This window comes from Terriglobia bacterium (assembly GCA_020072565.1).
Taxonomy (GTDB): Bacteria; Acidobacteriota; UBA6911; order UBA6911; family UBA6911; genus JAFNAG01.
This window is the reverse complement of sequence record JAIQGI010000045.1, coordinates 13,837-27,578: the sequence shown is the minus strand read 5'-3', so window position 1 is coordinate 27,578 and position 13,742 is coordinate 13,837. Positions and strand designations below refer to the sequence as shown.

The 13,742-nt window shown below is 58.5% G+C and carries 6 protein-coding genes and 1 riboswitch; all 6 genes read left to right on the top strand.

All coding sequences use genetic code 11. From position 1 onward, the window contains the following. The first annotated feature begins 27 nt into the window (after positions 1–27). Positions 28–3,513 (top strand): SAM-dependent DNA methyltransferase, encoded by a 3,486-nt coding sequence (locus tag LAP85_22355; protein ID MBZ5499151.1) that lies wholly within the window; start codon positions 28–30, stop codon positions 3,511–3,513. After that, on the top strand, positions 3,510–6,155 hold the full coding sequence (locus tag LAP85_22350; protein ID MBZ5499150.1) for a DNA repair protein: 2,646 nt from the start codon (positions 3,510–3,512) through the stop codon (positions 6,153–6,155). Before LAP85_22355 ends, LAP85_22350 begins: the two co-directional genes overlap by 4 nt. 14 nt (positions 6,156–6,169) lie before the next feature. Beyond that, positions 6,170–7,411 (top strand): putative DNA binding domain-containing protein, encoded by a 1,242-nt coding sequence (locus LAP85_22345; GenBank protein ID MBZ5499149.1) that lies wholly within the window; start codon positions 6,170–6,172, stop codon positions 7,409–7,411. Further along, positions 7,408–9,756, top strand: coding sequence for a BREX-1 system phosphatase PglZ type B (pglZ, locus tag LAP85_22340; protein MBZ5499148.1), 2,349 nt, complete (start codon positions 7,408–7,410; stop codon positions 9,754–9,756). The genes LAP85_22345 and pglZ overlap by 4 nt, the downstream gene beginning before the upstream one ends. Before the next feature lies 1 nt (position 9,757). Further along, positions 9,758–11,806: a BREX system Lon protease-like protein BrxL gene (gene brxL, locus LAP85_22335; GenBank protein ID MBZ5499147.1), complete on the top strand. Its 2,049-nt coding sequence runs from the start codon at positions 9,758–9,760 to the stop codon at positions 11,804–11,806. 320 nt (positions 11,807–12,126) lie between these two features. Further along, positions 12,127–13,173, top strand: a complete 1,047-nt coding sequence (locus tag LAP85_22330) for a hypothetical protein (GenBank protein ID MBZ5499146.1) — start codon at positions 12,127–12,129, stop codon at positions 13,171–13,173. Positions 13,174–13,558: 385 nt separating this feature from the next. After that, positions 13,559–13,677, top strand: a riboswitch (SAM riboswitch). Positions 13,678–13,742: the final 65 nt, after the last annotated feature.

Sequence of the window (13,742 nt, the reverse complement as noted above, 5' to 3'; positions counted from 1 at the left end):
CGGCATACAGGAGAGGGCTGAGGAACAATGGCTACGTTATCCACCGATCTGCGCAATAAGCTGGAGCGCGCGGTCATCGAGGCCCGTGACGCAGCCGAGTTCGGCGCTCGCGCCGCGCTGGAAAACCTCGCCGTCCAGCACCACGAGCCGTATGCGCACATGAAGCCAGCGCAGCGCGAGCTGCGCAACCACCTCCGTGCGCGGGCGCGGCAGCTCGGGGACCTGCAGGACGCGTCTGGCCGGCTCGCTATCGAGCACTTGGCCGGCGAGTGTGCTTACGAGCACTGGCATCGGATGCTCTTCGCCCGGTTCCTAGCAGAGAACGGCTTGCTAATCGAGCCGGAGGTAAACATGGCCATCAGCTTGGCCGAGGCCGAGGAACTTGCAAAAGAAGATAGTGTGGACACATGGGTCTTCGCATCCCGCTGCGCCCAACGGATGCTTCCGCAAATCTTCCGGCCGGACGACCCGCTGCTTCAGGTGTCCTTCGCAACCGAGCACATGCTCAAGCTCGAAAAGCTGCTGACCTCGTTGCCGCAGGCGGTATTTACAGCACCCGATGCTCTGGGGTGGGTCTACCAGTTCTGGCAGAGCAAGAAGAAGGATGAGATCAACCGCTCTGGGGTCAAGATTGGCGCGGATGAGATATCGGCGGTAACGCAACTCTTTACCGAACCGTATATGGTCGAGTTCCTGCTTCACAACACTCTTGGCGCGTGGTGGGCCGGAAAGAATCTCACCGCAGCAGACGCGGAAGCCGCGGAGACAGAAAAAGACCTATGCAGGAAGTTGGCACTGCCGGGCATTGGCTGGGAATACTTGCGCTTCGTTCGTGGCCCGGATGGTGGAGGGGGGACGTGGTGTCCTGCCGCAGGCACTTTCGACGGCTGGCCAAGGACCGCGGCGGAACTGAAGGTGCTCGACCCTTGTTGCGGGTCCGGGCATTTTCTAGTTGCTGGCTTGCATCACCTCGTGCCGATTCGCATGGCTGAAGAGGGCTTTTCGGCCGCCCAAGCTGTCGATGCGGTACTCCGCGACAACCTGCACGGCCTGGAAATCGACGAACGCTGTTGCCAGATCGCCGCATTCGCACTGGCGTTTGCCGCTTGGACTTGGCCTGGGGCAGGCGGATATAGACTTTTGCCTGACTTGCACATTGCCTGCACGGGAATCGGGCCACAGGCATCCAAACTACAGTGGCTGGAGCTTGCCGAAAAAGCTGCGGCTAAAGGAAACATGCCAGCTAGACGTGACCTCTTCAGCAAAGAGGAATCATTATTATCGCGAACTGTCGCAAACACTCTGGAGTCGCTTTATGACCTGTTCTCTCAGGCTCCGACGCTGGGATCGCTGATAGACCCGAGGCGCCTCTCAAGAGATCTATACACGGCCGGCTATGAGGCGATTGTCCCGTTGCTTGCGGAGGTATTCAAAGCCGAAACGGATAACGAAACCCGCGAGCGAGCCATCGCCGCTGCCGGCATTATCAAGGCTGCCGAGCTGTTGGCCGGTGAGTATACGCTCGTCATTACGAACGTGCCATACTTAGCCCGTGGCAAACAGTGCGAGCTTCTCAGGAAGTTCTGTAGCTCCTACTATGGGTTAGGCGAAACTGACTTGGCCACCGTGTTCTTCAAACGCCTCCGAAGTTTCCTCAGCCTTCATGGCGTTCATGCGTCAGTGACGCCACTAAACTGGGTCTTCATCAGGTCGTATCGTGAGCTGAGGCGCGATCTGCTCGTCAGTTCGAGGATTCGACTGATCGCCAAGGTGGGTTCGGCCGTTCAAGCCAAGGCAAGCTGGGACGTGCTACGTGCGCTGGCAGTGATTTCAAACGAACGATCGAATCCTGTCGACAGAGTAACCAGTGTCGAAGCGCCATCCGCGGAGGAGGCGTCACGAGCGGTCGAAATGACCGTTAACCCCCCCCAGTCATCGGATACCAGCCGGCTGTTGTCTGTCCCTGATTATCGTTTAGTGTTTGGCTATGAACCGAAGGCACTTAAGCTTGGGGATGTGGCAGACTCTTTCCAAGGCATAGCAACAGCAGATTACTCGCGTTTCGGTCGGAAGTTCTGGGAGTTGGTCATACCGAGTGCTGATTGGGAGTATCAGCAAAGCACCGTTAGCCGTTCGGAGCTGTACGCCGGGCGCGAAAACATCCTTTGGTGGGAGCAGGGATCTGGGGCTTTGACTGCGAGTTCGGCTGCCAGAATCCAAGGACTTGGTGCACTAGGAAAGCAAGGCGTCGCGATAACGCAAACTCGAAGTTTGCAATCAACGCTGTTCACTGGACATCTCTATGACAACAATGTGGCGGCACTGGTTGTCAAGAACTTAGATGAACTGGCCAGTGTATGGTGTTACGCTTCATCCTCGGGATTCGTCGATGAGGTTCGAAAATACGACGAAAAACTCGGTGTAACCAATGCTACCTTCCTGAATGTCCCATACGACCGTGCAAAATGGATGCAGACCGCGGCGGACAGTTTCCCGAATGGCCTGCCCGAACCGGAGAGCGAGAACCCGACGCAGTGGCTTTTCCACGGCTGGCCGGAGGAATCGACGACCCCCCTTCAAGTAGCGGTCGCACGGCTGCTGGGTTACCGCTGGCCGGCAGAACTCGACGACAAGATGCGCCTGAGCAAGCGGACGCGGGCGCTGGTCGAGCGGTGCGAGGAACTGGCCAAGTTCGCGGACGACGACGGGATCGTCTGCGTGCCGTCGGTACGCGGCGAGGAACCCGCGGCTGAGCGGCTACTGGCGTTGCTGACCGTGGCGGGCGTCAAACCGGAGAAAGTGCGCGAACTGGCCGGCAAGGCCGACCTCGACGATTGGCTCCGCGACGGCTTCTTCGCCGAACACTGCAAGCTGTTCCAAGATCGGCCGTTCGTGTGGCACATCTGGGACGGCCGCAAGCGCGACGGCTTCCATGCCCTGGTGAACTATCACAAGCTCTGCGAAGGCGGCGGCAAGGGGCGGAAGCTGCTCGAATCGATGACCTACTCCTATCTCGGCGAGTGGATCACCCGTCAGAAGGACGGCGTCAAACGCGGCGAAGGCGGCGCGGAAGACCGCCTAGCCGCAGCACTGGAAATCCAGAAGCGGCTGGAAGCGATCCTTGCAGGCGAGCCGCCATTCGATATCTTCGTCCGCTGGAAGCCGCTGGCCGATCAACCCATCGGCTGGGAGCCTGACATCAACGACGGGGTGCGGGTGAACATCCGCCCCTTCCTGGCATCTGACCTGCCCGCTGGCCGGACCGGCGCAGGCGTGCTCCGCTGGAAGCCCAACATCAAATGGACCAAGGACCGTGGCAAGGAGCCTGAACGCCCCAAGGCCGAGTACCCGTGGTTCTGGGGCTGGGACGAGAAGACCGATGACTTCATGGGCAGCAAGACCTTCGACGGCAACCGCTGGAATGATTGCCACTACACGAACAAAACCAAACAGCAAGCCCGGGAGAAGCTCGCCGCAGAGGGTGCGGAGAACAGGAGATCTAGAACGCCATGAGCACCATCAGATACGCACGGTTCTGGAAATGTGCGCTGCAACTCAATCCCTGGGACTATGCAGCGAAATTCCGTGGCAAAGCCCACGGATTGAATGAATCCGCCTACAATGCAGAGGTGTTGCAGGTGTGTCAGTCGGAGGACATCCGCGTGGTAGGTATTGCCGACCATGGGTGCGTGGATGCACTGGGTGCGCTCCGGCGAGTTTTGGCCAGCAGCGGCATCACGGTGTTTCCCGGATTTGAGATCGCCTCTTCAGAGAAGGCTCATTTCGTATGCCTGTTTCCAGAAGACACTACTGTTCAACAACTCGAACGGTATTTGGGGAACTTGAAGCTTCTGGACCCGAAGGAGGGTGTGCGGCCGTCCTCGCTAAGTGCCGAGCAACTCTTGGAGGAGGTCCATAAGCTGGGAGGTTTAGCCTACGCCGCACACTGCACGGACGACAGCGGGATTTTGCGCCTTAAGCTGAACCATGTCTGGCAGAATCCACACCTCCAGGCCGCTCAGATTCCTGGCACCCTCGACGAGCTGAAGACCGACGAAGGGAATTCTCACCGTCAGATTCTTCTCAATAAGGATCCCAATTATCGGCGTGATCGCCCACTCGGAATTATCAACGCGCGGGATGTCGCTGAGCCCAGCGATCTTCGTATGCCGCAGACATGCTGCCTTGTGCGCATGACCCAGCCGGGCTTCGAGGCCTTTAAGCAGGCCTTCCTTGACCCCGAATCACGTGTACGACTGTTGAGTGATCGGGAAGAACGGTTCTTTTCCCGGCTGGAGGGTGTCCGGTTCACCGGTGGTTATTTATCCGGTGTAGATATCCAATGGTCGGGGCATCTGGACACCATCATTGGCGGGCGCGGAACAGGCAAGACGACGCTTCTGGAATGCATTCGCTATGCGCTGGAGCTAGAACCCATCAGTGACCGAGCGAAACGGACACACCGAGAGATTGTGAAGCAGAACCTCGGCCCCGGACGTGTCGAGATCGACATCCGCTCCTTCGCAATGCAAGGGCGCAAGTTCACCATCTCACGTCGCTATGGCGAGGCCGCGATTGTATGCGACGAATCAGGAAATACCTCTACATTCAGGCCATTGGACCTGCTTCCGAGACTGGAGATCTTCGGGCAGAACGAGATCTTTGACATTGCTCAAGACGAGGGCGGGCTGACGCTCCTTCTGCGGCGCTTTCTTTCCAGCGGGGATGCAACCGACCAGCGACCGACCGAGATACGGAACAAGTTGCGGGATAATGCGAAGCACTTAATGGACGCTCGGGGCAAACTCGCTGAGATCGAGGACCAGGTTGAACGTCTGCCAAAGTTGGAGGAGCAGGCCAAGCAGTTCCGGGACATTGGTCTCGGGGAGAAACTGGCGCTTGTTCCGAAGTTGGAGAAAGAGAAACAGCTGGCATTGCGCGTTAGGGAAGAGCAACGCAACTTGGAGGAAGCCCTCACCGGCCTGCAAGATGCCTTGCCCGATACGACTTTTCTCGGGGACGAAGCCACAAAGAGCTTGCCGCACGCTGAAGAACTCAGGGGAATTCGAGAGCTCCTCACAGCGCTACGCACCGAATTCGAAAGCCTGATTGCCGATGTCAGGCAGAAAATTAACTCCTCCAATACTGCAGTCAATGAGAGGCTGGCTGTTTTGAGCAAGGCGATTGCCGGGGATGAAGCTGCCCTGGAGAAGCAGTTTGCCGAGATTCCGGCACTTGAGGGCCGTTCCGGTCGAGAGATCGGCTCAGCGTACCAGCAAGTGCTTAAAGACATCGAACGGATTAGGCCGTTGAAGTCCGGTCGTGACACCCGACAGAAGCTGGTCGGCGCGCTGCGCAGGGAACGCGAAAACCTTTTAGCTGACCTCTCAAAGGCAGTTGCCGACATGGCCGCGGAGATTGACGTTGAACTGAAGTCGCTGCGCAAGAAGTTGGTGGGCAAACTCAAGCCGCATGTCGATCACGCTGCCAACCGCAGAGCACTGAAGGACTTCCTCTTGGCATGTGATCTGGAAGGCGTGGGTGAAAAGAGATTGCTGTGGCTTGATGAGGCGGATGATTTTTCGCCCATCAAGCTCGCGCAGACGATCCGACAAGGGCCGGAAGCACTAAAGAGCGCGGGCTGGGGGATCACGCCCGGCGTTGCAGAGGCGCTGGCGAAACTGCCGGAATCCAAGCTGCTGGAACTCGAAGCTTTGGAGTTGCCGGACATCATCCGGCTGGATCTGAACATTTCACATGGCGACAAAGAGGACTACCGCCCGATTGGGAAGCTCTCGACCGGTCAACAATGCACGGCTGTGCTTCACTTGCTCCTGCTCGACAATCGAGACCCCCTGATCGTCGATCAGCCCGAAGACAATCTGGACAACGCGTTCATTGCAGAACGCATCGTCAGTGAACTCCGAACCACAAAACTTGGCCGGCAGTTCATCTTCGCGACACACAATGCGAACATCCCGGTGTTCGGCGATGCCGAGTGGATTGGCGTACTGCAAGCGGGCGAAGACCAGGCCAGCATGCCAGATGACTTCCAGGGTGCGGTGGACGTTCCTGAGATCCGAGGGCAGGCCGCATCCATCCTGGAGGGAGGACGCGAGGCGTTCATTCAGCGCAAAGAGAAATACGGTTTCTAAAGCGGAGGTGACAGATGCTCAAAGCCGAACTCCTGGAAATCATAGCGTCGGGCGAGAGCTCAGGCGTCGAGTTTAAGCGGGACGACGTGCGCCCCGAACAGATCGGGAAAGAGGTTGTTGCGATGGCCAACTTCAAGGGGGGGCGACTTCTGCTTGGCGTCGAGGACGACGGGACGATCAGTGGGATTCAGCGCCCGGACACCGAGGAATGGGTGATGAACATCTTCGCTTCCAAAATCCACCCTATGCTGCTGCCCTTCTACGAAGAGGTGGCGATGGACGATGGAAAGCGCGTGGCCGTGGTGACCTTTGCTGAGGGACCAAGTAAACCTTACGTTCTCAGGCATGAGGGACGAGAAGAGATCTACATTCGGGTGGGCACCACCTCTCGTCGGGCAACCCGCGAACAACAGGCGCGCTTGCATGAAATCGGCGGCATGTTGCACACCGAATTGCTACCGGTCTCTGGCGCTGGACTGGACGCGCTTGACCGACAACGTCTTTCCGATTTCCTGCAACACATCACGCGAGATCCCTCGCTGCCGCAGTCAGACGCCGAATGGTGCCGCCGTCTGTCCGCTCTCGGCTTCTTGGCCGATAGCCCCGGAGGCGTACCCGTCTGTACGATTGCGGGGATGCTGCTCTTTGGTCAGTCCCCACGACGGTTTCTGCGTCAGGCCGGCATTCGAATGATGATCTTTGAGGGGAAAGAGAAGTCTTATGACGCGCGCTATGACAGGGTTCTTGACGGTCCAATTCTTCCTCTATGGACTACGTCCGGCGAAAACAGGCGTGTCCGCGCGGGTGACGGACTTCTCGACATGGCTGATTCAATCCTGATGCCCTTTGTTACGAACCAGAGCGGTGAAATCGGCGAGGGCTTTCGCAGAGAGGCAGCGCCCCGTTTTTCTCCTGAAGTCATCAGAGAGGTCCTGCTGAATGCAGTCGCCCACCGGGACTGGACGCGATTTGCCGATATTGAGTTCGTCGTCTATTCCGACAGGTTTGAAGTGACCAGCCCTGGGCCATTGCCCAACATGATGACGATTGAGAAGATGATCGCAGGGCAGCGGTCACCACGAAATCCTCATCTTGTGGATATCCTCCGGGACTATGGATACGTCGAGGCGCGAGGGATGGGCATTCGTAGTAAGGTAATCCCACTCGTTCGTGCAATGACCGGTCGCGACCCAATCTTCGAAGAGACAGACGACTACCTGAGGACCATCGTGCCTGCAGCCGGAGCCATCATATGAAGGATAAAACGGTACTCCTTGAGGCGGTTCGCGCCTCCCTCTCCCACGCCGCCCGATACAACCCCGGCGACGTGGTTGCTCCAGTGGCGGTGCTATGGACGGACGCAGATGGTCAGTGGCGGCTGGTTGTGGAGCAACTGCGCGGGCTTATGCCCGAACTGCTGACGCTGGGAGACTTCGAGCCGGCGACGCGGACCGGACCGGCAATTTGGCTGCGGTGTGTAATCGAGCCAGCAGTGCGGGCGGACAAGTTTCCCAACCTCGTCTGGCCTGACACCGTGCCGGTAATCTACATGCCGGGCGTCAGCCGCCAGACGCTCCGAGCGGTCGAGGAATGTCGCGATGCGTTCAAGCCGCTGGTCGAGCTTCAGTACCGCGGGACGGTCTGGACGCAGAAGAACGGCAAGGACTGGACGGTCCGCGCATTCCTTGTGAATGACGAGGATGGTCTGGGGCTGGACGTGGCCGAAGACAAGCTCACCCTTCAGGCGATGAAGGGCGCTCTTTCGCACTTGGCGGTGACGCCGGTTGCGCGGCTGCAGGACCGACGGCTGGAGGCGGACGATTTCGACAAGCTGATGATCGGCGACACGCCGCGTGATCTGCTCCTTTGGCTAGGTGACCCGGAAGGCATGCGCGGGCAGTGGGACGAGGCGAAGTGGTTGGCGTTCCGCAGCCGCTGTTCGCAGGATTACAACTTCAATCCCGAGGAGGACGGCGAGATCGGTGGCGGCGAAAAGCTCGGGGAGCGTTTGGACGCGTGGTACGGCGTGTGGCAACGGTTTACCGAGTCGCCAGCATTGTATCCGGGAATACCGGATCTGCTACGGCGGGCGAAACCGAAGGGACAGTTGATCTTCGATAAGGACCCTTGGCCCGATGAAAACGACGCGATGGAGAATGCGCTGCGGGCGGCACTGGTAGAAGTAGGCTCGATGAAGCCGGCCGACGCACGGCAGCGCCTGCAGCAGTTGGAAACCGAGCACAGCTCACGCCGCAGCTGGGTATGGGCGCGGCTGGGCATGTGCCCTCTGGCGAACGCGCTGGGGCACCTGGCGGTGCTGGCCAAGCGTACCGCAGCAACGCTAGGCGGCGAGTCGGCCGAAGCAATGGCCATGCTGTACACCGAGGGAGGGCATCTTGCCGATGATGGGGCGATTAGGGCGCTGGCGTGCATTAAGAGGGCGGAAGACGCCGCAGCCGTCCAAGCGGCCGTGCGATCCGTCTATCTGCCATGGCTGGAAGACACTGCCCGTCACTTCCAGCAATGCCTAGCGATGAAAGCCTTGCCCACGGTGGCGCAGCAAAAAGGCGTCGTGGGCGAAACGGGTGAGTGCATCCTTTTCGTGGACGGGCTGCGGTTCGATATCGGCCAGCGGCTCATGGTGATGGCTACTGAAGCAAAGCTGGAGGTGTCCGCAGGTTGGCGCTGGGCGGCGCTGCCCACGGTCACGGCGACGGCCAAACCGGCGGCATCGCCAGTTGCGGAGAAAACGCACGGCGGGCACCTGGGGACCGATTTCTGCCCGAAACTAACCGACAACGACGAGGGGCTGACCGCTGACCGTTTCCGCAAGCTCCTTTCAGCAGCGGGCTACCAGGTACTCGGCTCGGCTGAGTCAGGCAATCCGATGGCGAAGGACGCCCGTGGCTGGACGGAGTACGGCGAGTTCGACAAGCTCGGACACGATTTTCAGGCGAAACTGGCAACGCGAGTCAACGATCATTTGGAGCTTCTGCTCGAACGGGTACAAGGACTGCTGGAAGCCGGCTGGAAGCGAGTGCGCGTTGTGACCGATCACGGATGGTTGCTAGTACCCGGCGGAATGCCGAAAGTGCAACTGCCGAAGTACCTGGCCGAGAGCCGCTGGTCGCGATGTGCGTCGATCAAGGATGGTTCTCACGTCGAGGTGCCTGTCGCCGGCTGGTCATGGAATCCGCAGGAGCAGTTTGCCTACGCGCCAGGGGTGCACTGTTTCGTGGCCGGGCAGGAATACGCCCACGGCGGCGTGAGCCTGCAGGAGTGCCTGGTTCCCGTCCTGACGTTTGCATCGACGGGCGCTCCGGCCGGCGTGGCTGTTACGATGAGCGAAGTCCAGTGGGTAGGTCTGCGGTGCCGGGTAAGTGTTGAACCTGCGGCGGAAGGACTAGTCGCCGACCTGCGAACGAAGCCCAACGTTTCCAGTTCAAGCATCACCAATCCCAAAGCCCTGGATGCCAACGGGAAGGCGGCACTGCTGGTTGCTGACGATTCTCTCGATGGGACGATGGCTAGCCTGGTGATTATCGATGCGTTCGGGCGCGTGGTCTGTAAACAAGCCACCACCGTTGGAGGTAACAAATAACATGGAACTCGACCATCTGGATCGACTTGCTGCTTCGGCCTTCGATGGCTTCCTCGTTCGCAAGGACCTGGTGCGGCGGTACAGCCGGCAGTATCCGGTGCCTACGTACGTCGTGGAATTTCTGCTCGGGCGATACTGCGCAACGGTTGACGAGCAGGAGATCGAAGAAGGGCTAAAGATCGTCGAGCGGCAGTTACAGGATCGCACGGTCCGCACAACCGATCAGGAGCTCTTCAAGGCAAAGGCTCGCGATAAAGGTTCTGTGAAGTTGATCGACATCGTCAAGGCTCGGCTGGACGCGAAGACCGATTCATTCCTGGTGGAACTGCCGAGCCTGGGATTGCGGGACGTGCGGATTGCAGATACGCTCGTTCAGGAGCACGAGCGGATGCTGAGCGACGGCTTCTATGCAGAGGTGACGCTGACTTACGATGCTGCGATTGCGGAGGAGACACATGGCCGACCGTTCGCCATCCAGAGCCTGCGGGCAATCCAGCTATCGAAGTTGGATGTGCTGGAAAGGCTCAGGAAGGGCCGCGGACAGTTTACCACGGCCGAGTGGAAGGACTTCCTGCTTCGCTCGATCGGCCTGGAGCCCGCGGCAATGACGGACCGCGCGAAGATGGTCGTGCTGCTGCGAATGGTTCCTTTCGTGGAGCGGAACTGCAACCTCGTCGAACTCGGCCCGCGCGGGACCGGCAAGAGCCACCTATTCCAGCAGATTTCGCCCTATTCTCACCTGATATCAGGCGGCAAGGCGACAGTTGCCAAAATGTTCGTGAACATGTCCAACGGGCAGCGCGGTCTGGTGTGCCTGTATGATGTGGTGTGCTTCGATGAGGTGTCAGGCATTTCGTTCGACCAGAAGGACGGCGTGAACATCATGAAAGGTTATATGGCCGCCGGCGAGTTCTCCCGCGGCAAGGACAGCATCCGGGCTTCCGGCAGCATCGTCATGGTGGGTAACTTTGATGTGGACGTGGCGCAACAGCAGCGGATCGGCCACTTGCTCAGCACCTTGCCGCCTGAAATGCGCAACGACACGGCCTTCATGGACCGCATTCACGCCTATGCACCCGGCTGGGACTTCCCGAAGCTCAAGGCCGACGACCACCTCACCGACCACTTCGGATTGGTGACCGATTTCCTGTCCGAATGTTGGACGAACCTACGCGAGGGCACTCGGATATCGGCATTGCAAAACCGGGTGCACTGGGGTGGGGCGCTGAGCGGTCGCGACATTGAAGCGGTGAACAAGACCATGAGCGGTTTGCTCAAGCTGTTGTTCCCAGATCCTGACGCCGCGATTCCCGACGAGGAGCTGGAGGCGGTCGTACGGATCGCCCTTGAGGCGCGGCGGCGGGTGAAAGAACAGCAGAAGCGGTGCTTGAAGACTGAATTTCGCAACACTCATTTCAGCTACTTCTTGGGCGTAGACGGCGTGGAACAATTTGTTTCGACGCCAGAGTTGCACAGCGACGAAACCATTGAAGCCGACCCGCTGCCTCCCGGACAGGTGTGGGCAATCAGCCCAGGCGGCAGGGAGGCACCTGCTTCCCTCTACCGCATCGAATCTACCTGCGGGCCGGGCAGCGGTGTCAAGATCCTAAACGCGCCCGTGCCGCCGGCCTTTCGCGAGAGTGTCCGGTACGGCGAGCAAAACCTCTATTCACAGGCCAAGGAACTGGTCGGAGACCGCGACCCACGCGGCCACGAGTTTTCGGTGCAGTTGCGGGCGATGGATGCGGACCGGTCCGGGCATGGCCTGGGCTTGCCCGCACTGTTGGCGCTATGCGGAAGCCTGATGGAGCGAAGCACGAAAGGCGGCCTGATCGTTGTGGGTTCGCTCAACTTGGGCGGTTCGGTAGAGATGATCCCTAACCCGGTCGCCGTGGCCGAGTTAGCGGTCGAGAAAGGCGCTGCCCAGCTTCTAATGCCAATATCAGCAAGAAGGCAACTCCTAGACCTGCCGGACGAAATGGCGACCAAGGTGAACATCGTGTTCTATGCGGACCCGGCGGACGCCTTCATGAAAGCAATCCTCGAATAAGGTGCTAACAGGGAAGGTGACATCGGGCTGATCGTATCACCTGCAGGCTTTACGTCAGAAGCGGAGTGCGAGATCCGGTCATCGAACAAGCACATCGAGATAATGGACCTTGAGCGGGTGATCACGCTCTGGCAGGAACATTACGATAAGCTGAGTCAGGCGGGAAAGATGCTCTTGCCCCTTGTCAAGGTGTTCTTCCTAGCACCGGCGGAAGAATGACACGATAGACCAGTCCCTGGCAAGCGGGGTGCGCCAGAACCTGGATGATCTCGGACATCCAAGCATGTGGAGTGCCGAGTGCAAACCGGAGGGAATAGTCTATGCCTGACATTCGATTTGATACCGAGAAAGAACTCATTGCTGAGCTAATGCAGAGCAAGGCGTATACGGAATTCAAGCAGAAGCATTTGCAGCCAAAAATCGATCGTGAAAAACGAGCGTGGATGCTTCTTGAAGAGCATAAGGGGCATCACACCAGGGACACCTTGAACAAGATTTTCGATACCGTTGACCTTGACGACAACAACAAGCGCTGGTTCGGAATGCTTCTGGCGACCCCCAATCGAAACCTGATCCTGGCCACCGAGCCAGAGACTATCAATCAGTGGTTGGGGAATCTCCTGTTTGCAGGTGCCGGGCCAGAAGCAGCCTTGGACTCTTGTTTGAAAAGGATGAAGATCAAAGGTGCCAGCAAGGGTTTGGCTACGCTGTTGCTCTATCTGTCTGACCCGCACAAGTTCAGCATTTGGGTCAACGCAACGCAAGAAGGTTTGAACGTCTTGAGCCGCATCGGTGAGTTCAAAGGGAATGATTGGGGTAAGAATTACACTCAGTTTAACAAGGCGGCTATTGATTTCAGGACGCAGTACAGTTTCCAACCGCAGGAAGTGGACTGGGTGCTTACCTACATCGGCACATATCTCGATGCTGAGGATAACCACTTCCTTATTAGCGAGGACGCCCTGGACACGAAAGATGTGGCGCTTACTGTCGATGATGAGTCGGACCTTGATGATGTTGTCGGCCAGCCAATGGAACTTCAAGTTATGCGCTGGACGCCGACGAACGAGATGGGAGTAGTTGCCCTGTTCATTGAGTTTCGCAGAGAGCTCGGTTTCCCTCTCGTTGAGGTCATCAGAACCAGATTCCCAGATGCGGCTGTATTTGAGGATGCATCCAAGGGCTACGTGCGCAGGTATATCGAGTTCGAGTTCAAATCCAGTGGTTTCAAGGCCCATCTGAAATCCAAGCGCCAGTGCCACTATGTGATCTGCTGGGAGCACGACTGGAAAGACTGTCCCATTCCCGTTATCGAGCTGAGGCTGTTGATCCCTGCCATACTGTCAAAAAAGCAACGTGGGGGATAGGGCCCTCACAATTCTCGCATCTAAGTTGCGGCGCTTCGCCAATTGGAACGCGGCGTACAGTTACCAATTGATCTCCCGCATGACGGCGCGATCCGCCCCGCCCACGTTCTGATCATAAGTCCAAATTCAACGTGCGGATGGCCGTGGGCAATGCACGTCATTGACCCCGGCATCAAAGGGTATCGAGATGGGCTCCAGGCAATCCCATGCTGCGGTGCAAACTTCCAGCCGCTCATGCTTGCCAGGGATTCCAGTCCTACGGTAGACCTGCGAAACCGGTAAGAAACAGTCGAGTCCGCGCTAAAACCAGGGTGCGGGGAAAAACAGGCATGCAGGGCAAGACACGGTTCCTTGTTGACCAAGAGCGCGAATCGTGGATAATATCAGATAGCATCAGGAGTGGTCCGAGAGTTGTCGGACCCGGCAACCGGTCAGGAGACGCACGGTGCCTTGAGCGCTGAAGCGCTCGATGCGCGGAAGAAGTTCCGAACAAAGTCTCCCCCGAAAAATGAGCCGCGCTGATGCGCGGCTTTTCTATTTTCGGCTCCTGGTGCATGTGACCTCGACCA

Coding starts and splice junctions, on each gene's coding strand:
- LAP85_22350 (MBZ5499150.1), top strand. CDS start 3,510: ATGAGCACCATCAGATACGCACGGTTCTGGAAATGTGCGCTGCAACTC.
- pglZ (MBZ5499148.1), top strand. CDS start 7,408: ATGAAGGATAAAACGGTACTCCTTGAGGCGGTTCGCGCCTCCCTCTCC.
- LAP85_22345 (MBZ5499149.1), top strand. CDS start 6,170: ATGCTCAAAGCCGAACTCCTGGAAATCATAGCGTCGGGCGAGAGCTCA.
- brxL (MBZ5499147.1), top strand. CDS start 9,758: ATGGAACTCGACCATCTGGATCGACTTGCTGCTTCGGCCTTCGATGGC.
- LAP85_22355 (MBZ5499151.1), top strand. CDS start 28: ATGGCTACGTTATCCACCGATCTGCGCAATAAGCTGGAGCGCGCGGTC.
- LAP85_22330 (MBZ5499146.1), top strand. CDS start 12,127: ATGCCTGACATTCGATTTGATACCGAGAAAGAACTCATTGCTGAGCTA.